18 protein-coding genes are annotated in these 21,923 nt (G+C 65.5%); 6 read left to right on the top strand and 12 right to left on the bottom strand.

Translation table 11 applies throughout. The annotated features are described in order from the left end of the window. Nucleotides 1-14: 14 nt before the first annotated feature. The 7 genes from ACIPG5_RS20185 to ACIPG5_RS20155 form a co-directional block, all read right to left on the bottom strand. On the bottom strand, nucleotides 15-1,319 hold the full coding sequence (locus ACIPG5_RS20185) for an OmpP1/FadL family transporter (RefSeq protein WP_401377524.1): 1,305 nt from the start codon (nucleotides 1,317-1,319) through the stop codon (nucleotides 15-17). A 99-nt stretch (nucleotides 1,320-1,418) separates the two neighbouring features. Beyond that, on the bottom strand, nucleotides 1,419-3,443 hold the full coding sequence (locus ACIPG5_RS20180; protein ID WP_401377521.1) for an alkyl/aryl-sulfatase: 2,025 nt from the start codon (nucleotides 3,441-3,443) through the stop codon (nucleotides 1,419-1,421). A gap of 254 nt (nucleotides 3,444-3,697) precedes the next feature. Continuing rightward, nucleotides 3,698-5,377 (bottom strand): aspartate-alanine antiporter, encoded by a 1,680-nt coding sequence (aspT, locus tag ACIPG5_RS20175; protein ID WP_401377518.1) that lies wholly within the window; start codon nucleotides 5,375-5,377, stop codon nucleotides 3,698-3,700. Nucleotides 5,378-5,465: 88 nt separating this feature from the next. After that, nucleotides 5,466-5,933, bottom strand: coding sequence for a DoxX family protein (locus ACIPG5_RS20170; protein WP_176515578.1), 468 nt, complete (start codon nucleotides 5,931-5,933; stop codon nucleotides 5,466-5,468). A gap of 11 nt (nucleotides 5,934-5,944) precedes the next feature. Then, complete coding sequence (locus tag ACIPG5_RS20165; protein WP_401377515.1) at nucleotides 5,945-6,700, bottom strand: putative DNA-binding domain-containing protein; 756 nt, start codon at nucleotides 6,698-6,700, stop codon at nucleotides 5,945-5,947. Then, nucleotides 6,697-7,530 (bottom strand): DUF692 domain-containing protein, encoded by an 834-nt coding sequence (locus ACIPG5_RS20160; protein WP_176515574.1) that lies wholly within the window; start codon nucleotides 7,528-7,530, stop codon nucleotides 6,697-6,699. The genes ACIPG5_RS20165 and ACIPG5_RS20160 overlap by 4 nt, the downstream gene beginning before the upstream one ends. Before the next feature lie 16 nt (nucleotides 7,531-7,546). Continuing rightward, on the bottom strand, nucleotides 7,547-7,825 hold the full coding sequence (locus tag ACIPG5_RS20155; protein WP_176515572.1) for a DUF2282 domain-containing protein: 279 nt from the start codon (nucleotides 7,823-7,825) through the stop codon (nucleotides 7,547-7,549). Between the two features lie 192 nt (nucleotides 7,826-8,017). Between ACIPG5_RS20155 and ACIPG5_RS20150 the strand changes: the two genes are divergently transcribed. The 3 genes from ACIPG5_RS20150 (at nucleotide 8,018) to nhaA (ending at nucleotide 10,698) form a co-directional block, all read left to right on the top strand. Continuing rightward, nucleotides 8,018-8,605: a sigma-70 family RNA polymerase sigma factor gene (locus tag ACIPG5_RS20150; protein ID WP_176515570.1), complete on the top strand. Its 588-nt coding sequence runs from the start codon at nucleotides 8,018-8,020 to the stop codon at nucleotides 8,603-8,605. Further along, nucleotides 8,592-9,233, top strand: a complete 642-nt coding sequence (locus ACIPG5_RS20145) for a DUF1109 domain-containing protein (protein ID WP_176515568.1) — start codon at nucleotides 8,592-8,594, stop codon at nucleotides 9,231-9,233. The genes ACIPG5_RS20150 and ACIPG5_RS20145 overlap by 14 nt, the downstream gene beginning before the upstream one ends. A gap of 112 nt (nucleotides 9,234-9,345) precedes the next feature. After that, nucleotides 9,346-10,698, top strand: coding sequence for a Na+/H+ antiporter NhaA (nhaA, locus tag ACIPG5_RS20140; protein ID WP_286915216.1), 1,353 nt, complete (start codon nucleotides 9,346-9,348; stop codon nucleotides 10,696-10,698). A 58-nt stretch (nucleotides 10,699-10,756) separates the two neighbouring features. Here nhaA and ACIPG5_RS20135 read toward each other — a convergent pair whose 3' ends face one another. The 3 genes from ACIPG5_RS20135 to ACIPG5_RS20125 all read right to left on the bottom strand — a co-directional run bounded on the left by ACIPG5_RS20135 (nucleotide 10,757) and on the right by ACIPG5_RS20125 (nucleotide 15,708). Then, complete coding sequence (locus ACIPG5_RS20135) at nucleotides 10,757-12,271, bottom strand: nucleobase:cation symporter-2 family protein (RefSeq protein WP_236237065.1); 1,515 nt, start codon at nucleotides 12,269-12,271, stop codon at nucleotides 10,757-10,759. Nucleotides 12,272-12,398: 127 nt separating this feature from the next. After that, nucleotides 12,399-13,757: an 8-oxoguanine deaminase gene (locus ACIPG5_RS20130; protein WP_176515564.1), complete on the bottom strand. Its 1,359-nt coding sequence runs from the start codon at nucleotides 13,755-13,757 to the stop codon at nucleotides 12,399-12,401. A 634-nt stretch (nucleotides 13,758-14,391) separates the two neighbouring features. Then, the gene (locus ACIPG5_RS20125) at nucleotides 14,392-15,708 is read right to left on the bottom strand and encodes an MFS transporter (RefSeq protein WP_401377507.1); all 1,317 of its coding nucleotides are present in this window, start codon (nucleotides 15,706-15,708) and stop codon (nucleotides 14,392-14,394) included. Nucleotides 15,709-15,966: 258 nt separating this feature from the next. Here ACIPG5_RS20125 and ACIPG5_RS20120 point away from each other — a divergent pair, with 258 nt between their 5' ends. Genes ACIPG5_RS20120 through gltS form a run of 3 tightly spaced genes read left to right on the top strand, consistent with a single transcriptional unit; the run spans nucleotide 15,967 to nucleotide 18,902 of the window. After that, the gene (locus ACIPG5_RS20120) at nucleotides 15,967-16,692 is read left to right on the top strand and encodes an IclR family transcriptional regulator (protein ID WP_176514023.1); all 726 of its coding nucleotides are present in this window, start codon (nucleotides 15,967-15,969) and stop codon (nucleotides 16,690-16,692) included. Nucleotides 16,693-16,710: 18 nt separating this feature from the next. Further along, entirely contained in the window at nucleotides 16,711-17,649 is a 939-nt protein-coding gene (gene hutG / locus ACIPG5_RS20115; RefSeq protein WP_176514021.1) for a formimidoylglutamase, read from the top strand. 44 nt (nucleotides 17,650-17,693) lie between these two features. After that, a complete protein-coding gene (gltS, locus tag ACIPG5_RS20110; protein ID WP_236237061.1) occupies nucleotides 17,694-18,902 on the top strand; it encodes a sodium/glutamate symporter in 1,209 nt (402 codons plus the stop codon). A gap of 52 nt (nucleotides 18,903-18,954) precedes the next feature. Here the strand turns inward: gltS and ACIPG5_RS20105 are convergent, their stop codons facing one another. Beyond that, nucleotides 18,955-20,181, bottom strand: coding sequence for an MFS transporter (locus tag ACIPG5_RS20105; RefSeq protein WP_401377502.1), 1,227 nt, complete (start codon nucleotides 20,179-20,181; stop codon nucleotides 18,955-18,957). 160 nt (nucleotides 20,182-20,341) lie between these two features. Then, on the bottom strand, nucleotides 20,342-21,841 hold the full coding sequence (locus ACIPG5_RS20100; RefSeq protein ID WP_401377499.1) for a transglycosylase SLT domain-containing protein: 1,500 nt from the start codon (nucleotides 21,839-21,841) through the stop codon (nucleotides 20,342-20,344). Between the last annotated feature and the right edge of the window lie 82 nt (nucleotides 21,842-21,923).

Below are 21,923 nucleotides of genomic sequence, written 5' to 3'. Positions count from 1 at the left end.
GCGCGCAGGGTGGTTCAGAAACGCCAGGTCGCGCCACCGCCGAGAATGTGCAACGCACTGTTATCGTAGCTGCCCGACAGCGTGCTGCCAGAGCGCGCCTTGGTCTGGTCGATGTCCATGTCGCCGAGCCACACCAGGGTGTAGGCCAGGTGCAGGTCCAAGCCTTCCTCGACCTGGTAATTGACCCCCGCCGCCAGCCGCCAGGCTTCGCCCATGGGGTTGTCGACGGTGCGGTCCTTGTCGTCCACGGCCGAGCTGTCGTAGCCCAGGCCCAGGCTCCAGCGCCATTGCCGGGTGGCCTGGTACTGGGCGCCGACAGAGGCGTGCCAGGTGTCCTTGTATTTGCGATCGACCGTGCGGCTGGTGCCGCCGGCATTGCTGTCGACCTCAACGCCGACATCGCCGAAATCGCTCCAGTCCTGCCAGTTCAGGCTGCCCAGCAACGTCCATTGCTCGTCCAGCTCGTGGGCGATGCTGAAGGTCGCTGTCTGCGGCACGTTCAGGTCAAGCTCCAGCGAGTCGACGTCCAGCCGGCGCAGGGCGACGTTGAGCAGGGGGTTGCTGATGTCCTTGAGGTGCGGCTTGTCGTCGAACTCCAGCTTGACCTTGCTGGTGTAGGCCAGGCCTACGCGGGTGCGCGGCGTGAGCTGGTAGAGCAGGCCGAGGTTGACCCCCACGCCGACATCGGTGTCCTTGTATTCAAGCTGCCCGTCCGGCCGGTCGGCCAGGCCCAGCAGGTTGTTGTTGATGGCCATTTCGGTGCGGTAGTAGCCGACCATGATCCGCGGGCCGATGCCGATCGACAGGTCGTCGGTGAACTTGTAGGCCAGGGTCGGTTGCATCGACACGCCGATCACTGCCGCTTCCTGGGTGAAGTAGCGCCCGGCCCAGTCATCGTCGTAGTCCAGGGCCAGGCCGAAATTGCCGTACATGCCAAAACCGATGGCGGCACGGTCGTCGATCTGGTGGCTGATGAACAGGCTGGTGCCGGGCAGGTACTGCAGGGCATTGCCGCCTTCGTTGCCGTCGAACTGGTTGCCGCTGCCCCGCGAGAAACGGATGTCGCCGAAGATCACCTGGGCGTTGGCGCTGATCTGCGTGCCTTGGAGCCGGGTGATGCCTGCCGGGTTGCTCATCAGCACGCTGGGGTCGTTGGCCAGTGCGGCGGAGCCGGCATTGGCCAGGCCGTTGCCCTCCTGGCCGGCTTCGTAGATGAGGATGCCGCCCGCCCAGGCGGGGCTGTCCAGGCACAAGGTGGCGAGGGCTACAGCGGCGGCGAACCTGGCGCCCTGAGCCTGAACGCTTCGATAGATGGACATGACGATGACTCCGCTTCCCATGCCGTTGATCTCGGTACCAGGCGGTATTGCCGGTGAGCAGGGCAGGGCCTGCGGCCCCGCCAGCTGCTCGAGCCTCCATTACGGCGTGACGATCGGGAACCAGAACTCGAAGTTGTCCATGTAGCTCATCAGCTCTTCGAGCTTGCCTTCGGTACCGTCGACCTTGACTTGGCCTGCAGCGACGGCGTCCTTGAGCGTGGTTTCCTTGAGCATCAGCTTGTTCAAGGTGTCGCGGGTCAAGGTAACCGTGGCATCGGCCTTGTCTGCCTGCAGGCCTTCGGTGTGGTTGAGCACGCCGTTGACCATTTCCAGCAGGTACTTCTGCTTGAGATCGGTGAAGTCCAGGTTCAGGGTGATGTGCTTGTCTTCCACCTCAGGCCCTTTCAGGCGCATGGCCAGGTAGTCGAAGAACAGGTCCAGGTCCATCGCCTTGACCGTGTCGGGGCTGGCGGTGTCGGGGGTCGGCAACTGCTTGACGCCTTCGCGCAGCTCCTTGGCGCCGGTGAGGTAGAAGTTGCGCCATGGGCCGCTTTCGGCCTGGTAGCCAAGCTGCTCGAGGGCATCGGCCTGCATGTTCTTCGCGGCCTGGTTGCTCGGGTCGGCGAACACCACGTGGTTGACCACCTCGGCCACCCAGCGGAAATCACCCTTGTCGTAGTAGGCCTTGGCCTTGCTCAGTACGGCGTCGGCACCGCCCATCATGTCGACGTAGCGCTTGGCCTCTTCCTCCGGCGGCAGCTCCCAGAGCGTGGCCGGGTTGCCGATGAACCAGCCCAGGTACAGCACGTAGGTGGCCTTGACGTTGTGGTTGAGCGAGCCGTAGTAGCCGCGGTTGGAGAAGCGCTCGGCAATGCCCTTGGGCAGCTTCACCTGCTCGGCGATCTCGGTCATGGTGTAACCCTTGTTGGCCAGGCGCAGGGTTTCATCGTTGATGTAGCGGTACATGTCGCGCTGCGACGACAACTGCTCGCGCACCTCCTTGTTGCCCCACACCGGCCAGTGGTGCATGGCGTACATCACCTGCACATCGTTGCCCCACATCTTCAGGGCTTCGTTGAGGTACTTGGACCACGGCAGCGGCTCGCGGATCTTCGCCCCGCGCAGCGAGTAGGTGTTGTGCAGGGTGTGGGTGGAGTCCTCGGCGGTGTTGAGGGCCTTTTTCTCGTGGATGTAGTAGAGCATCTCGGCCGGCGCTTCACTGCCCGGCGCGTACAGGAACTCGTAGGTCAGCCCGTCGATGGTGCGCTTCTCGCCGGTCTTCTCGATGATGTCGGTCGGCGGGATGAGGGTCACGGTGCCGGCCGAGGTGGTGGTCCCCAGGCCCGCGCCCAGCTGGCCGGTTTCGCTCGGCGGCAGCAGGTTGCCGTACATGTAGCTGGCCCGCCGGCTCATGGCGGTGCCGGCCATCACGTTTTCCGCCACCGCGTGCTCGAGGAAGCCCTTGGGCGCGTAGATCTTGACCTTGCCGGCCTTGACGTCGTCTTCGCTGATTACGCCGCGCACGCCACCGTAGTGGTCGACATGGCTGTGGGTATAAATCACGGCCACTACCGGCTTTTTGGGCCGATGCTGGTAGTAGAGGTCGAGTGCCGCCTTGGCGGTTTCACTGGAAATCAGCGGGTCGAAGATGGTGATGCCATCCTTGCCTTCGACGATGGTCATGTTCGACAAGTCGTAGTTGCGCACCTGGTAAATGCCATCGGTGACTTCGAACAGGCCGGAAATATTGATCAGTTGCGATTGGCGCCACAAACTTGGGTTGGTGGTGGCCGGGGCTGTTTCACCTTCTTTGATGAACCCGTATTTGTTCGGGTCCCAGATCATGTTGCCACTGGGGCCTTTGATCGGCTCGGAGGGCAGCGGTGCGATAAAACCCTTGTGCGCCAGTTCGAATGAAGTCTTGTCATTGAACGGCAACTCTTTGAGCAATGCGTCGTTGGCGGCCTTGGTGGCTTCGGTGGCCGGCTTGGCTTTTTCTTGCGCCCATGCCAGCGGGGCGGCGGCATTGGCACTGGCCAGCAGGAAAGACGAGCCCAGTTTCCACAGGCTGGACGACCTTGCAGTGTTCTTGTGGCGCGCGAACGGTTTGGCAGTCAATCGCATGACAAGCTCCTTTTGAACTGACGTGCTGTACCGAAACGGCAACTACCAGCAACTTCGTTGTGCGGCAGAGGCAGATTAGCGCTGTTCAAGCCGGTTCACGTTGGCGGCCCATGCTCTTTTCACGACAACCAAGCGAATCTGAATAAACAGCGAATCTGATAGTGAGAATTCATACCTTACCCGACACATTTTGACCTGCAATTTCGCTATTGCTTATTGGCAATTATGTTTTATGCGCTTATTCCATTCAGCACTCAGGCGAAGGCAATGATGATCGGGCCGCAAACGGCCAGCAATACATTGGAAACGGCATAGCAAACAGTAAAACCGATGACGGGCGTATTACTGCCGGATTGTTCGATGATCTTGTTCATCGAGGCGGCCTCGGTCTGTGCGCCGGCCAGGGCACCGAACAGGATCATCGGGTGCAGGCGCAGGATGTAGCGCCCGAAAAACAGCGTCACCAAGGGCGGGATGAGGGTTACCAGGGCGCCGGCGATCAGCACGTCCAGGCCTTGCTCCTTGATGGCCGTGAGCGCCGCCGGCCCCGCCAGCAGGCCGATCACGGCGCCGAAGGCCGTCAGGCCGAACTCGGAGAAGGCCCACTGCGCCGCCGGGGGCAGGGCGCCGAGTTCGGGGTGCCGCGAGTTGTACCAACCAATCAGCAGCCCGGCCAGCAGGATGCCCCCACCGACACCCAGCTCCACCGGGATCATGCCGATATGGGTGGAGAGCAGCCCGGCCAGCGACCCCACGACCAGGCCCATGGCGTGCAGGGCAATGTCGCTGCGGTAGCTCGTTTCGCGGATACGCCCCAGCTGCAGGGCCAGTGCCTCGACGCTGCTGGCGCGCCCGGTCAGGCTGATGACATCGCCACGGCGCAGCACCGTTTCGGGCAACAGCGGCAGCGCCAGGCCCTGGCGGGTGATGCCGGTGAGAAAGCAGCCCATGCGCTCGGCGCCGATCAATGCCGCTTTAACCTGGTGCAGGGTGCGCCCGGCCAGGCGCCGGTTGGTCAGCACGATGTCGGCGCTGCGGGTGGGAAAGGACAGGCTGTCGGGGTGGTCGATCTCCGGGCCGATCCAGTCATGCAGGTCGCTTACCGCCTCGCGCAGGGCATAGATGCCGAGAATGTCGCCCTTCACCAGCACCTGCTCGGGGTCGCGGTCGAACACCCTGCTGCCACGGGTGATGCGCTCGACGCTCAACGATGGGTGCAGGGCTTCGACATCGGCCACGCTCAGGCCGATGGCCGTGGCCGCGTTCAGGCGATGGGCGCGCACCACGATGCGGGTGTAGGGGATGCTGATGGCATCTTCGTTGCGCTCGATCCCCAGTTCACGCTCCAGCGCCTGGGCGCTGGCGCGCAGGTCGACGCCGAGCAGGCGCGGTGCCAGGCTGCCGACGAAGACGATCAGGCCGACCGTGCCGAACACATAGGTGATGGCGTAGGCCACGGCCATGTGGCTGTTGAGGGTGGCCTTGGCCGCTTCGTCCAACGGCAACTGGGCGATGGCGCTGCTGGCGGTGCCCATGATCGCGGTGTCGGTCAGGGCGCCGGCGCCAAGGCCTGCCGTGAAGCCTGCGTCGAAGCCGTAGAAGGCATTCATGGCCAGGATCACCGCCAGCGCGGTGGCGCACAGCACCACCGACAGCAACACCAGCTTGAGCGTGCCGCGGTTGAGGCTGCCGAAGAATTCCGGGCCGCTCTTGAAACCGACCGCATAGATGAACAGCGCGAAGAACACCGACTTGAGTTCGTGCGGCACCTGCAGGCCGACCTGGCCGATCAGCAACCCCATCAACAAGGCCCCGGCCACCGAGCCGAGGTGAAAGCTGCCCAGCTTCACGCGGCCCAGCACGATGCCCAGGGCGATGGCGAGAAACACGGCGATTTCCGGGTTGGCGCGCAAGGCGCCCACAAGCAGGTCCATGTTCCAGTGCTCCCTCGCTGCGGACCTGCTTGAGTATGCGCACAAACGCGGCGCTGGCCACGGTTGTCAGCAAATGTTCAGGCAGGCGCTAGCGTACTCGCAGCACACGGTCCAGCGACCAGGCGCCACCGCCGCGGGCGATCAGCAACAGCAGCAGCCCGGCCCACGACAGGTGGGTCGGCCAGGCGTCGGGGTAGACGAACACCTCGATTACCGTGGTCATGCCCAGCAGGGCCAGGGCCGACAACCGGGTGCACAGGCCCAGCACCAGCAGCAGCGGGAACAGGTGCTCGGCGTAGGTTGCAAGGTGCGCCGCCAACCACGGCGAAACCAGCGGCAGGGCGTATTCGGTCTGGAACAGGTCGTAGGTGCTGGGGGTGATGCTCAGCAGGCCCTCGACCTTGGTGCGGCCGGACATGAAGAACACCGAGGCGATGCCCAGCCGCGCCACCAGGCACAGCACGCTGTCGGTCAGCCAGCCTTGCAGGTGCTCGGCCAGGCTGTTCCAGCGCTGGCGCAGGCTGTGGGTGGGGGCGTTGGAGCGCAGAGTTTCCATGGCCGTTACCTTCAGGCGAATGTGAGGGGGCGAAAGGCCTTGGCTTGCAGCAGCCGGCCGAGCAGGCCGCTGAAGTCCAGGTCGGGTTGGCATTGCTGGGCGAGTTGCGAGGCCTCTTGCAGTGAGTGGCCTGCGGCGCAGGCGTCGAGGAAGGCGCAGGCGCCGATTTCCAGGGGCTGATGGCTGACGCCGTCGCTGCCGCCGCTCAACAGGGCGCCTTCGGCGACCCAGGGCTGCTCGGGCGACCACGGCAAGCCTTCGCGGCTGACGCGCCACAGGCTATAGGCCGGGTGCGCGGCGAACCACTGCCAGCGCACGCTGCGCCGGGGCGCCAGGTGGCCGCGGGCGAGGTCGGCAGCGGTCATGCCGGCCAGCTCGGCCAAGGTCAGGCAGGGGTCTTGCTCGGCGCTGAAGACTGCGCACCAGTGCCAGTCCAGGCGCGCGACGTCGGCCAGGTACGGCAGGTCGTGGCTGGCCTGCAGCGCTTGCAGGAAGTCGGGGAAGGCTTCGCCGTAGTGGATCAACCGGGGGTCGTGCGGCGGCGATTGCTGCGCATAGGCGCTGGCCACCTCCTGCATCCAGCCGGGGCCGACCAGCGTCTCGATACTGGGGAAGTTGGCGCGCAGCGCCTCGACACAACCGCTGAGCACGGTATTGCGATAGACCGCGAACGCCGCCTGCCCGGTGAGGCTGGCCAGGGCCGGGGCAGGGCGCTGCTGCAGCGCTTCGATGAAAGCGTCCTGGAATTGGCCGAGGGACAGGTTCATGGCAAGGCTCCTGCGCGGGCAAGTGTGGCTTGGGCGATGGCGCGTTCGGCCAGCAGGTCGGCGAACGCGGGGACGTTGCCGTCGCGCTCGATCAAGGTCGGGCGCGGGCCGATGCGGCTGATCAGCTGGCGATACAGCGCCCATACGGGTTCGGCGATGGCCGCGTCGTGGGAGTCGATCAGCAGCGCCGCCTGTTGGTCCTGGCTGTGCCCGGCAAGGTGCACTTCGCTGATGGCCTGAGCCGGGAAACGGTCCAGATAGGCCGCCGCGTCATAGCCCAGGTTGTGCGCACTGACGTGCACGTTGTTGACGTCCAGCAGCAGCGTGCAGCCGGTGCGGCGTACCAGTTCGTCGAGAAAATCGATTTCGTCCCAGTCATGGCCTTCGAGGTGCAGGTAGTGGCTGGGGTTTTCCAGGGCAATGCTGCGCCCCAGGGCATCCTGGGTGCGCAGGACGTTTTCGCTGATGCGGTTCAAGGCTTCATGGCTGCGCGGAAACGGCAGCAGGTCGGGGTGGTACTGGCCACGCCAGGTGGACCAGGCCAGGTGCTCGGACACCAGCACCGGCCCGACCCGCTCGATCAGTGCGCGCAGGCGGCGCAGGTGGCCGGCATCCGGTTCGGCGTCGGCCGCCAGTGACAGCGCCACGCCGTGCAGCGACAGGGCATGGCGCTCGGCCATGCGTTCCAGCCAGGCCAGGCGCGGCCCGCCGACCATGTAGTTTTCCGGGTGCACCTCGTACCACAGGCCTTCGGCATCGCATGCCAGGGCCTGGGCATAGTGCTCGGCCTTGAGCCCGAGCCCGGCGCCGAGGGGGTTGTTCCGGTTCATGGTCGGCGGCCTCCACTCAGGACTTGGCTGGGGTCAGCGAGCCCATGCCGTTGGGGGTCTTGATCGAGGTGCAGGTGCCGGCCGGGACGTTCTTCCAGTGCATGGCGTCGTAGTCTTTCTTGGCGCTGCCCGCGCAGGTGGTGCCGGCGCCGGCCTTGCAGTCGTTCTGACCGGCCATGGCGACGCCGTAGCATTTTTCCATGGCAGCACCGGTGCTCGGGGCCGTGGCGGCAACGGCGACACCGGCCAGCGAAGCGAGGGCCAGGGCGGCGGCGGAAAGGGCGAGGTTGTTCATGGTGATGACTCCAGGGTAGGGGGCCGCGGCGAATTACCGGCGGCTCATCGAGTAGTTCGCGGGGTTTGCGGTTACGGTTACAGCGCCGCGAAAAATTTTTTTTTCGCCGCCAGGCCAATCTCTCGGTGCGCTTGGCGCAGCGTCTATGGTTGGATAAAAAGAAATGCTTCCAAGGTGTAACCCTGGCGCGCCATGCAACGAACTAACTCACAAGACCTGCTCCGTGCTCGCGAGACGCACCTGCAAGCGCTGCTGCTGCGCGGGCTGGCGGGCGATGCGCGGGCGTACCAGGCGTTTCTCGCGGCGCTGGCTGCGCACCTGCGCGGGTTTCTGCGGCGGCGCCTGGCACAGCGCCCGGCCGAAGTCGAAGACCTGCTGCAGGAGGTGCTGCTGGCCGTGCACAACGCCCGCGACACCTACCAGCCGCAGCAGCCGCTGACCGCCTGGGTGCAGGCCATCGCCCGCTACAAGCTGGTCGATTACCTGCGCCGCTACGGCCAGCGCGAGGCGCGGCACGACAGCCTGGAGGAGGACAGCGAGCTGTTCGCCGCCAGTGACGAGGCACCCGCCGAGGCCCGCCGCGACCTCGGCAAACTGCTGGGGCAATTGCCTGAGCGCCAGCGCCTGCCGATCGTCCACGTCAAGCTCGAGGGCTTGTCGGTGGAAGAAACCGCGCGCATCACCGGGCTGTCCAGCTCGGCGGTCAAGGTGGGCATACACCGTGGGCTCAAGGCCCTGGCCAGGCGGATTCGAGGTGGTAACGACGATGAAGACCGATGAACTGATTGCCCTGCTGGCCAGCGGGGAAGGGCCGGTAGACCGGCACGTGGCGGCCCGCCGCCTGGGCCGGGCGCTGCTGCTCGGCATGCTCGGCGCACTGCTGCTGGCGGCGACCCTGTACGGGGTGCGCAGCGACCTGGCCGAGGTGGCGCGCACGCCCTTGTTCTGGGCCAAGCTGGCGCTGCCGGGCAGCCTTGCGCTGCTCGGGCTGTGGCTGACCCAGCGGCTGGCCAGGCCCGGGGTGCAGGGCGGCGCGCTGTGGGGCCTGCTGGGCGTGCCGTTGCTGCTGGTGTGGCTGGGCGCGGCCATCAGCCTGGCCGGCGCCCCGGTCGATGCCCGCGCCGAGTTGATCTTCGGGCGCACCTGGCGCACCTGCGCGCTGAACATCACGCTGCTCTCGGCGCCGTTGTTCGTCGCCGTGTTCTGGGCCTTGCGCGGCCTTGCGCCAACACGCCTGCGCCAGGCCGGCGCGGCCGGCGGCCTGCTGGCGGGGGCGACGGCGACACTGGCCTACTGCGTGCACTGCCCGGAGATGCAAGTGCCGTTCTGGGGCGTGTGGTACCTGCTGGGCATGCTGTTGCCCACCGCCCTGGGCGCGGCGCTGGGCCCGCGCCTGCTACGCTGGTAGAACTGCGGGGAGGTTTTCCGCTAGAATGCCGCCCGGGTGCTAGCTGCATGAAGCAGTGAAGCAGGTTAAACAGCTACGCAGGTCGGGCCGCCTTGCGGGAGTGCTTGCGCCCATGCAAAAACATGTCTTGCCCCGTGCCCAGCGAATCGCCCAGCGCGCGTTCGCCAATCTAGAGCGTTTCCTGCATATCGAGGCGGTCAGCGGCATTGTCCTGCTGATCGCTGCCGTAGCGGCCCTGATCTGGGCGAATTCGCCCGCTGCCGACAGCTACGATGCCCTCTGGCATGCCCCGGTGACCTTCGGCATCGGCTCGATGGTGTTCTCCCAATCCCTGCACTTCTGGGTCAACGATGGCCTGATGACCATCTTCTTCCTGGTGGTGGGCATGGAAATCCGCCGTGAAATCCACGAAGGCGCGCTGTCGAGCCTGCGCCAGGCCACGCTGCCGATGGCCGCGGCGGTCGGCGGGGTGGTGGTGCCCGCGCTGATCTACCTGGCGTTCAGCCATGCGCCCGCCGAACAGCAAGGCTGGGCGGTGCCCACCGCCACCGACATTGCCTTCGCGGTCGGGGTGCTGGCCTTGCTCGGCAAGTCGATCCCCTCGAACGTGCGGGTGTTCCTGCTGGCCCTGGCGATCATCGATGACATCATCGCCGTGCTGATCATTGCCTTCTTCTACACCGGCGGCCTGGATTACAGCGGCCTGGCGGTGGCCGGCGTCGGCCTGCTGCTGGTGCTCGGCCTGCAGAAGATCGGCATCGGCTCGGCCTACGCCTACGTGGTGCCTGGCGCCATCGTCTGGCTCGGCGTGCTGATGACCGGCGCCCACCCAACCCTGGCCGGCGTGATCCTCGGCCTGATGACGCCGGTCCGTTCGATGCCCCTGGGCCAGCGCCCGGTGGAGGCGATTTCCCGCGTAACCGATGAACTGCTGGGCCGCGCCCAGGAAAGCGACAGCAGCAGCCTGAACCACCCGTTGAAGCAGCTGCGCCTGGCCCAGCGCGAGCTGGTACCACCGGTGACCCGCGTGCAAACCAGCCTGCACCCGTGGGTGGCCTACGGCATCATGCCTGTTTTCGCCCTGGCCAACGCCGGGGTGAGCCTGGCCGGGGTCGACCTGTCCGCGCCCGGGCCTTACTGGGTGATGGTTGCCGTGGCGGTGGCGCTGGTGCTGGGCAAGCCGGTGGGCATCGTCCTGGTCAGCTGGCTGATGGTGCGCCTGGGCTGGGGTGCGCTGCCGGCGGGGGTGACCTGGCGCAGCGTCACCTTGATCGGCCTGTTGGCGGGTATCGGCTTCACCATGTCGATCTTCATCGCCAACCTGGCCTTCGCCGACCCAGCCGCCCTGGGCGCCGCCAAGCTCGGCGTGCTCTCGGGCTCGGTGATCGCCGCGGTGCTGGGCCTGGCGTGGGGCACCCTGAGCCTGCGCAAGGCAAGCAAGGCCGTGCACGCCGAAGCGAGTTGACCGCGACCCAACGCGGCCAGGCAAAAAAAAAGCGACGCTCAGGCGTCGCTTTTTTTATTCAGTGCGCTTGCTCCAGGCGCCGCTTGCGTGGGGCCGGCACGTCGCCATGGCCGTCGTCCTCCGCCAGCACCGGCACTTCGTTGCCGTCGCAGTCGAACAGCTTGCCATCGCGGAAGAAGTCACCGTCATTGAGCCCGGCGATATCGCGGTAGCGCAGGGTGCGCTCGCTGGCGGCGACGAACACCGACTGCTGGTCGGAGTTGCCGGTGCGCATGTGGTTGAACAGCAGGTTGAGCAGGATCGCCATGATCGCCGCCGAGCTGATGCCGGAGTGGAAGATGGTTTCGACCCAGGCCGGGAAGTGGTGGTAGAACCCAGGGGCGGCGATCGGGACCATGCCGAAGCCGATCGAGGTGGCGACGATGATCAGGTTCATGTTGTTGCGGTAGTCCACCTGGGACAGGGTGCGGATACCACTGGCCGCCACGGTGCCGAACAGCACCACGCCGGCACCCCCGAGCACCGAGGTGGGCACGGCGGCAATCAGCCGGCCCATCACCGGCAGCAAGCCCAGGGTCAGCAGGATCAGCCCGGCGCTCGCCACCACATAGCGGCTCTTCACGCCGGTGACGGCCACCAGGCCGACGTTCTGGGCAAAGGCGCTCTGGGTGAACGAGCCGGCGAAGGGCGCCAGCACGCTGGAGATCATGTCGGCACGCAGGCCATTGCCCAGGCGCCTTGAGTCGACCTTGGTGCCGATGATCTCGCCCACGGCGAGAATGTCGGCCGAGGTTTCGACCATGGTCACCACGATCACGATCAGCATCGACAGGATCGCCGCCAGCTCGAAATGTGGCGCGCCCAGCGGCAGCACCTGAGGCAGCGCGACGATCGGGCCTTGCCAGACTTGGGAGAAGTCCGTCATGCCGAAGGCGGTGGCCACCAGCGTACCGATCACCATCGCCAGCAGGATCGACAGGCGCGAGATGCTGGCGTTGCCGAGCTTGCTCAGCAGCAGCACGGTGGCCAGGGTGAAGGCTGCCAGGGCGATGTTGGAGGTGCTGCCAAAATCAGCCGCCTGGCTGTTGCCGCCCATGGCCCAGCGCGCCGTCACCGGCATCAGGGTCAGGCCGATGGTGGTGATGACGATGCCCGTCACCAGCGGCGGGAAGAACTTGATGATGCGCGAGAACAGCGGCGTTATCAGCAGGCCGATCAGCGACGCGACGATCACCGCGCCGAACACCGAAGCCAGGCCGCCACGGCCATCGCTGCCGATGATCGCGACCATGGTCGCCACCCCCGCAAAGGACACACCCTGCACCAGCGGCAGCTGGCAGCCGAAGAAGGGGATGCCCAGGGTCTGCAGCAAGGTGGCCAGGCCACCGGCGAACAGCGAGGCGGCGATCAGCAGGCCGATTTCGGCAGGGGTGAGCCCCGCCGCCTGGCCGATGATCAGCGGAACGGCAACAATGCCACCATACATCGTCAGCACATGCTGGAGCCCGTAGGCCACGTTGGCACTGACGCCGAGGTTCTCGTCTTCCGGACGAGGTGTAGCGGGAGAAGTCATGGTGAGTAGCTCGCTTTTTTTATATTTGATGCGTCTAACAGCACGGTCTCAGTCGCGGTGGGTGAAGCGGGGTAGCAGATAGGGGCAGGCCGTTGCCTCAAGGCGACGGGCAACGGCCTGGGTTGGGTTACTCGCCGATCACCAGTTGGTGTGCCAGCTGGTTGTGGCGCTCCAGCACGCGCGGCAGGTCGACGGTGGTGATGCGGCCGTCCTTGACCACCACGCGGCCGTTGATGACGCTGGTGTCGACGTGGGTCGGGGTGCAGAACACCAGCGCGGCCAGCGGGTCGTGCAGGGCGCCGGCATAGGCCACGTGGTTGAGGTTGAAGGCCACCAGGTCTGCGACCATGCCCGGGGCGAGGGCGCCGATGTCGTTGCGGTTGAGCACCTTGGCGCCACCCAGGGTGGCGATTTCCAGGGCTTCGCGCGCGGTCATGGCGTCGGGGCCGAAGCCGACCCGCTGCAGCAGCAGCGCCTGGCGCACTTCGCCGATCATGCTGGCGCCGTCGTTGGAGGCCGAGCCGTCCACGCCCAGGCCCACCGGCACGCCGTGGTCGCGCATCTTGCGGATCGGCGCGATGCCCGAGGCCAGGCGCATGTTCGAGCACGGGCAGTGGGCCACGCCGGTGCCGGTGCGGGCGAACAGTTCGATGCCGTGCTGGTCGAGCTGCACGCAGTGGGCGTGCCACACATCGTGGCCGACCCAGCCCAGGTCCTCGGCGTATTCGGCGGGGGTCATGCCGAACTTTTCGCGGCTGTAGGCGATGTCGTTGACGTTCTCCGCCAGGTGGGTGTGCAGCGACACGCCGTAATGGCGCGCCAGCACCGCCGCTTCGCGCATCAGGTCACGGCTGACCGAGAACGGCGAGCACGGCGCCACCACCACGCGCAGCATCGAGCCGTGGCTGGCGTCGTGGTAGTCCTCGATCAGGCGCTGGGATTCCTTGAGGATCGCGCTTTCCTTCTCCACCACCGAATCCGGCGGCAGGCCGCCCTGGCTCTGGCCCACGCTCATGCTGCCGCGCGCGGCATGGAAGCGCATGCCGATTTCTTCGGCGGCATGGATGCTGTCGTCGAGCTTGCAGCCGTTGGGGTAGATGTACAGGTGATCGCTGGAGGTGGTGCAGCCCGAGAGGATCAGCTCGGCCATGGCGGTCTGGGTCGATACCGAGATCATTTCCGGAGTCAGCCGGGCCCAGATCGGGTACAGGTTGGTCAGCCAGTTGAACAGCTCGCCATCCTGCGCCGCCGGCACCACGCGGGTGAGGCTCTGGTACATGTGGTGGTGGGTGTTGACCAGGCCTGGGATGACCACCTTGCCGGTCATGTCGAGGATTTCGTCGGCGTGCTGGGGCAGCTCGTCGCTGGGGCCGACCTGCTTGATCAGGTTGTCTTCGATGTACAGGCCGCCGCGTCTGATTTCGCGGCGTTCGCCGTCCATTGTGACCAGCAGTTCGGCGTTCTTGATCAGTAATGTCTTGGGCATAGGTGTTCCATTCCCGCGTGGGGTTCTGGTTGCAATTGAAGGTTTGCAGACACCCGGTTTTCGATTAGAGCCAAACCCTAGAAACCAGGCGCTGATCAGGGTTGGTCAGAGCAACGGCGCACGTGTCGACGGCGCCTGGGCACATGGGCTCGGCGTGGGGCGACGGGGGGAGTGGCGGCGCGGTGAAACAGCGGCGAATGCGGTGCTTCGCGCAGCGGGCTCGGGCGGGGCGAGCAGGTAGGGGTAATGCATGGCTTTAGCCTGTCGCAATACGCAGCGGCGATTACCGCTGTCGTAGGCGTGGGCTAATGTAACCAGAATTGTGTTTTTTTGTATACGAAAAAAATGCCTGTCTTGGGGGTTGTGGGGATGCACAGATCGAGCGCCGCCCGCGCGGCGCATCGCGGATAAATCCGCTCCCACATTTGTTGCAACGTGCCATGGCCTGTCAGGCCATGGTTGTCCGCTCTTGGTGCCCGCCGAGAAACCGCGTCGTACAAACAAGGCTGACAACCATGGCCTATCAGGCATAGGCACGTTGCAACAAATGTGGGAGCGGATTTATCCGCGATGCGCCGCGCGGGCGGCGCTCGATCTCACAGGCGCCAAAAATCCCAAGCCAACCCCCCCGCAGTTACACCGCCTCAATCCCCCGCGGCGCCATGAAGTACAACCACACCAGCGCCACGAAATACACCGCCGGAATCAGGGTGAACAGCACCGCATAGTTGTTGTGGGTAAGCGTCAGCACGCTCCCGACGATCTGCGTCATGAACATCCCCCCCACCGCCGCGCACATGCTGCCGAAACCGAACACCGTGCTCACCAAGTGCTTGGGCGTGTAGTCCATCAGCAGGCTCCAGATGTTCGCCGTCCAGGCCTGGTGCGCGCCCACTGCCACGGCAATCGCCAGCACCGCCAGCCACAGGCCGCTGGCGTGGGCGGCGAAGGTGACGCTGACGATGGTGCAGGCGAACAGCAGCATCGACACCAGCCGCGCGCGGGTGGCGCGCATGCCACGGCCAATCAGCCACGACGACAGGATGCCGCCGCCGATGCTGCCAAAATCCGCAGTCAGCCAGATCAGGATCAGCGGGATACCCATCTGGGTCACGCTGATGCCCAAGTCATACTGCTGGTTGAGAAACGGCGGCAGCCAGTACAGGTAGAACCAGAACACCGGCGCGGTGATCGCGAACGCCACGGCAAAGGCCCAGGTGCCGCGCATGCGCAGGATGCGGGTGAACGGCACGCGCACCGCTTCGGGCTCCACCTCCTGCTGGATGTAGGCCAGTTCGCTGTGACGCACATGGGGATGGTCCTCGGGGTTGTAGTACTTAAGCCCCCACAGCACCACCCAGGCAAGGCCCAGGCAGCCCATGGCGATGAACGCCGCCTGCCAGCCCCAGGCCGCCAGGATCACCGGCAGCAGCGCCGGGGTGATCATCGCGCCGACGTTGGTGCCGGCGTTGAACAGCCCGGTGGCGATGGCCCGCTCGCCGGCCGGGAACCACAGGCGCGTGGTCTTTACGCAGGCCGGGTAGTTGGCCGCCTCGGTCAGGCCGAGGATGAAGCGGCAGACCATGAACCCTGCAGCCGACGTGGCCAGGCCATGGGCGCCGGTGGCCAGGCTCCAGAGCAGCACCGCGACGAAGAACGCGCGCTTGACCCCGACCTTGTCGATCAACCGGCCTTGCAGCAGGAAACCGATGGCATAACCCACCTGGAACCAGAAGTTGATGTTGGCGTAGTCCATCGCCGTCCAGCTCATGTCCTTGGCCAGCATCGGCTGCATGATGCCCAGGGCGGCGCGGTCGATGTAGTTCAGGGTGGTGGCGAAGAACACCAGGGCGAGCATGCCCCAGCGCGTCTTGCCGACGGCGAAGGCGCCGCGCATCTTGCTGCCGATGGAAGCCTGGGGCAGGGGGCTGTCGATTTTCGAGGGCGTCATGGGCGTGTTTCTTGAGTTTCTTGAAATTGTAGTGAGCGGCTGATGGCTGCGGCCAGGTTCGGGGCAGGCGGGCGCGCAACGCCAGGGAATGGTGAGCAGCGCAGGCTCGAGCGTCAATGCAAGGTTGCGGGCAACGGTTCGATTATCGAACGGCATTGCTCATCCACGCCTTAAATGCACGATATTTCCCAACAGATGGGAATCGAATTTCACCCTTTGGGAAAACACTGTGCACCATGACGCACCTAGGAGGCACACATGACCTACAACAGCCCCACCGACCGCCTGCTGCAAATTCTCGTCGCCCTCGGGCAAGCCGATGAGGCGGTGGCGGCCAAGGAGCTCAGCCTGCAGCTGGCGCAACCCTTGAGCAGCACCTACCGGCACCTGAAGACTTTGCTGCGCTGGGGCCTGGCCGAAGACAACGGATACGGCCGCTACCTGCCAGGGCCGGCCTGCCTGCAACTGGCGAAAAAGTTCGACCGCCAGGCACTGCTGGTGTCGCAGGCGCTGCCCGAGCTCAAGCGCCTGGCCGAGCTGAGCCGTGAAAGTGTCGCCTTGATGGTGCCGAGCAACGGCCAGGCCATTTGCATCGAAATGATCGACAGCCCGCAGCCGCTGCGCTGCTGCTACCAGAAGGGCCTGGCCCAACCCCTGCTGGTGGGGGCTTCGGCGCGGGTGCTGCTGGCCCATATGGAGCCCGAGCGCAGCCAGGCGTTGCTCCACGAACAGGGCGTGGATGGCGCAGGCATTGCCCAGTACGCGGACAGCTTCGAGGCCATCCGCGCCCAGGGCTTTGCCGTCAGCCTGAGCGAAATCGATGACGGGGTGTGGGGCGTCAGCGCACCGGTGCTCGACAGCCGCAACCGCCTGCACGGGGCGATCAGCCTGATGGCGCCGGCCTTCCGTGCGCAGAAGAACAGCGAGCGCCTGACCCACTGGACCTGCGAAGTCGCCTTGCGCGTCGGTGCGCGGCTGGACTGAATGACACCTGGAGTTCTTATGACAGACCCTCTTTCCCTGCCGGTGTGGCAGGGTCGTATCGACGCGGCCGAAGGCGGCCTGGCCTTGCGCTGGCACCAATGGGTGCAGCCCTGGGCGGCCGAGCAAGCCCCAGGCTTTGCCCTGGTGGGCCTGGCCTGCGATGAAGGCGTGAGCCGCAACCAGGGCCGCACCGGCGCCCGGCAGGGCCCGCAGGCCCTGCGCAAGGCGCTGGCCAACCTGGCCTGGTGCGGCCAGCGCCCGGTCTATGACAGCGGCGATATCGCCTGCCAGGGCACCGACCTTGAAGGCGCGCAACACGCCTATGCCCAGCGCGTGGCGCTGCTGCTTGGCCAAGGGCACCTGCCGCTGGGCCTGGGTGGCGGGCATGAAATCGCCTATGCCAGCTTTCTGGGCCTGGCCCGCCACCTGCAAGGCCTGGAGCAACGCCCGCGCATCGGCATCGTGAATTTCGATGCCCACTTCGACCTGCGCAGCGCCGAGCAGAGCAGCTCCGGCACGCCGTTTCGGCAAATCGCCGAGTACTGCGAGCAAGCCGGGCTGGCGTTTGACTATTGCTGCCTGGGCGTGAGCGAAGCCAACAACACCCAGGCCTTGTTCGAACAGGCGCGGCGCCTGAACGTGCGCTACCGCCTCGATCGGCAGATGCAGCCGTGGAACATCGCGGCCATCGAAGCCTTCGTCGATCAATTCCTGGCGGGCATCGACCATTTGTACATGACGATCTGCCTCGACGTGCTCCCGGCCAGCCAGGCCCCTGGCGTCAGTGCGCCTTCGGCCCATGGCGTCGACCTGATGGTGGTCGAGCACCTGGTTCGGCGCGCCAAGGCCTGCGGCAAGTTGCGCATGGCCGATGTGGCCGAGCTGAACCCCGCGCTCGACCAGGATTCGCGCACGGCAAGGATTGCCGCGCGGTTGCTGGCGAGCCTGGTCGACTGACCCCACTCCCTCTCTCTCTACGTATAAAAACAAGAGTGTTTCCCATGCTGACGCTTAAACTCGATGCATTGACCACCGTCGCCCTGGCGCTATTGCTGCTGGCCATGGGCGCGCAACTGAAAAAGCACAGTTACTGGCTGCGCCAGCTCTGCGTCCCGGCCCCGGTGATCGGCGGCTTCGGTTTTGCCCTGGTGGTGTGGTTGCTGCGCAACCAGCAGTGGCTGGACATCACCCTCGACACCGCCATGCAAACGCCGTTGATGGTGGCCTTCTTCACCACCGTCGGCCTGGGCGGCAGCCTTGGCCTGCTGCGCCAGGGCGGCAAGATCCTGTTCGTCTACCTGGGCGCCTGCTGGGGGTTGGCGCTGCTGCAGAACCTGGTGGGCGTGGGGATGGCCAAGGCGCTGGGGATCGACCCGCTGCTAGGCATCATGGCCGGCGCGGTCTCGCTTGAAGGCGGCTTTGGCGCAGCGGCCGCCTTCGGCCCCATCGCCGAGAGCCTGGGCACTTCCGGTGCAACCACCGCGGCACTGGCTTCGGCCACCTTCGGCATGGTCGCCGGCGGCCTGCTGGGCAGCCCGGTGGCGCGCTACCTGATCGACCGCAAGAAACTCGCCGTGCAGGCCGACAGCGCCGACACCCTGGTAGCGCTGGAAAAAGCCCACGAAGCGCCCAGCGTTGCCATCGACGCCAAGGTGCTGCTGCGCCTGCTCACCTGCATGCTGGTGATCATGGTGTTGGGCTTCTGGATTGGCGATGCGCTGAAGGCGCACCTGGGCATCGTCTTGCCGGTGTATGTCGGCGCCATGTTCGTCGCGATCATTGCGCGCAACTTCAATGACCGTGCGCGCTTGATCGAGATCCCGGACAACGCGGTCAGCACCTTGGGCGACATCAGCCTGGGCATGTTCCTGACCATGGCCATGATGAGCCTGAAGTTCTGGGAGCTGGAACAGCTGGGCCTGCCGTTGCTGGTGATCCTGGTGGTGCAGGTGCTGATCATGGTGGCGCTGTGCGTGTTCGTGCTGTTTCGCCTGTTCGGCGGCAACTACGACGCCGCGGTGCTGTGCGCAGGCTACATGGGCCATGGCCTGGGGGCGACGCCCAACGCGGTGGCCAACATGGGGGCCATCTGCGACCACTACAAGGTGTTCTCCTACAAGGCCTTCATCATCGTGCCGCTGTGCGGTGCGGTGCTGATCGACATCGTCGCCTTGCCGGTGATCACCTGGTTCATCAACGCCTTCAGCTGATTGAAAGCAGCGCCTGCCACGCAGGCGCTGCTGCATCGAACCTGCCGTTACCTCAGCCGGGCTGAGCGGCCAGGCTGTTGCTGACGTTACGCCCCAGCACCAGCACCGTGACGAAGCCCACGCCCACCAGCGCCGTGGCCAGGCTCAGCAGCATCGCGCTGCCGAACTGGTCGACGATGCGCCCACCGAAGAACGAGCCCAGGGCGATGATTACCTGGAACATCGCGACGAACAGCGGCATGCCGCGTTCCACGTCCTTGGGCGCCACCACGAACATCCAGATGCTGGCACAGGCCGGGAAGGCGCCGAAGGCGAAGCCCCAGAGCGCGATCAGCATGGCCGCGCCGGTGAGGCTGGTGGCGAAGTAGGGGAACAGCGCGGTGCTGATGGCGATCAGCAGTGCCACCAGCATCAAGGTGTAGCGCACGCTCTGGTTGGCGGCAAAGCCCGCAAACAGGTTGCCGATGACCCCAGCCACGCCGTACAGCAGCAGCAACGAGCCGATGGTCGGCCCATCGAAGCCTGCGCTTTGCTTGAAGAACGGCGCCACGTAGGTGTAGGCGGCAAAGTGCGCCAGGCCGATCAGCAGCACGGCAATCAGGCCAACCCGCGCCAGTGGGTTGATGAACAGCGCCGGCAGGTCACTGATGCGGATGGCCTTGTCCGGGTTGAGCCGCGGCAGCAGCAGTACCTGCGCCAGCAACACCGGGATGCCCAGCAGGGCGGTGACCAGGAAGGTCATGCGCCAGCCCATCAGGCCGCTCAGCCAGGTGCCCACGGGCACGCCCAGCACCGTGGCCAGGGTCACCCCGACCATGATGATCGAGGTGGCCTGGGCCACGCCCACGCCCTTGGGCGCCAGGCGCCCGCTCAGGGCGATGGCCGTGGCCCAGAAGCCGCCGATGCTGATGCCCAGCAGCACACGGCCGAACAGCAGCAGGCTGAAGTCGCTGGCGTAGGCCACCACCGCGTTGGCGATGATCATGATCAGCGTCAGGCCGATCAGCAGGTAGCGCCGGTCCATGGCGCCGATGCCCACCGACAGCAACGGGGCGGCGAGGGCGGCCATGATGCCCGGCAGGGTCACCATCGGGCCGGCGTGGCCGGCGCTGATGCCCAGGTCGCTGGCCACATCGTTGAGCACGCCCACCGGGAGGAATTCGCTGGTGACCAGGGCGAAGGCGCCCACGGCCACCGAGAGAATCGCCAGCCACTGCTGTTTGACGCTTTGTTGGTTATGTTCGGGAAGGCCGTGAGAGGCCTGGCTGTCGCTTGGCATGGTGCAGGTTCCAAGGGGTATGTCGCCTGGGGCAGGCGAGGGGAAGGGAGAAAATTGAAGGCGATTATAAAAGTCGGTTTCGCCAACCTCACAGGCGGCCGGCTCGATAGTAATCATCAGTGCTATCGATAAGTCGCTCTAGGACGAGCGCTTGCGGCCATCAGGGCGCGGCTGTGCCGGCGTTCGATGAGGGCCTGTCGGCCACCAGTTTGTAGGCGACATAGTACTTGTAGATGTTGCCCACGTAATCCACGGTTTCCCGCCCGACCACCTGGGCCGCTGCCTGTTCGACATTGCCGAACCAGATGTCCTTGTCGAGCCCGGACTGCTCGGCCAGCGCCCGGAACTTGCGCAGGTTGCCGGGGCCGGCGTTATAGGCGGCGAAGGTCATCAGGGTCTTGTTCATCTCCGTCAACTGCGGGTCGTTCAGGTATTTGTCCGCGAGCAGGCGCATGTACTTGCTGCCAGCTTCGATGTTCTTGTCGGCGCTCTTGTCGATGCCGCTGATGGCCACCGTCGGGTCCATGGCGGTCCTGGGCAGCAACTGCATGACGCCGACGGCGCCGCGGGGGCTGTGCGCCTTCTGGTCGAGCTGCGACTCCTGGAAGCCCTGGGCCATGAGCATCAGGTAATCGAACCCGTAGGTACTGGCGTGGCGGCTGAACACCGCCACCATCTCCTGGAACTTCTTCAATTGTGCTTCAGAGGTGGCGTTGAGTACCCGTTTGCTGCTGTTGGTGACGTATTTGTTCTTAAGGCTGTTGCCGAAGGCGGTGCCGACCTTGTGGGTTTTCACGAATTCGGCCAGTTGGCTTTTCAATTGCGGGCTGCCCTTGCGAATGGCCCAGGCAAATTCCGAGTTGTCGTGCAGCACGATCGCCTCGTGTATCTGCATGTCGGTGTACAGCGGCGCCCAGATCCTGGCCAGGTAGCGGTCGACCACCGTGGCCTTGAGCAGCCCGGCGTTGACCATCTGCATCAGGTCTTCGGACTCCAGGTTTTCGTCGGCCGCCTTCAGCTCGATCGGCGCAATGCCCTTTGCCTTGAACGCGGCGTTCAGTGCCTGCAGGTGCTCGTAGTAACTGCTCGACGCCCTGACGGTGATTGCCAGGCCAGACAAGTCCTCGAGTTTTTCCAGCGCCTTGGTGCCGGGTGCGGTGACCAGGATTTCCGGGATGTTCACGGCAAAGGGGTCGGCAAAGTCCACGTTCTCAAGCCGCCCCTGCGTCACGGTCAGGCCACCGGCGGCGATATCGCCCACGCCTTCATTGAGCTTGCTCATCAATTCATTGCGCGCAGTAGGGATGAACATCACCCGCCATTGCATGGACTTGCGGGCGTAGGGCTGGGTCTTGTTCAGCCAGGCCTCCAGCCCCTTGCCCAGCTCATAGCTCAGGCCGCGCTGACGGCCGCGGTCCAGTTCGAAGAAGGTCTTGCTGTAGGGCACCAGCACGCGGATCAGCCGGCGCTCGCGCATGCCTTCGAAATCCCCGGCCCAGCTCTCGGGGATGGGCAGCACCAGGCGCTGCACTTCGGCTTTTTCGGCGGGCGTCAGCTCTACGGCGGGCAGCTCCGGTTGCGTGGCGGCCAAGGCGATGTTCAGCCAGCAAAGCAGGCTCAACAGGGCCAACTTGTGAACGCAAGGCCAGGCGATGTTCATGTTCGCGCACCGGGAGGGGCAGGGGAACGGGGCGTCTTTGAGTATGGCAAAGGCTGGGTCTTTTACCCCTGCAGGGTTTTCG

The organism is Pseudomonas sp. NPDC087029, from assembly GCF_044745345.1.
In the GTDB taxonomy this organism is placed as follows: domain Bacteria; phylum Pseudomonadota; class Gammaproteobacteria; order Pseudomonadales; family Pseudomonadaceae; genus Aquipseudomonas; species Aquipseudomonas faucium.
The sequence above is the reverse complement of the archived record's forward strand: the minus strand, read 5'-3'. Positions and strand labels throughout refer to the sequence as shown.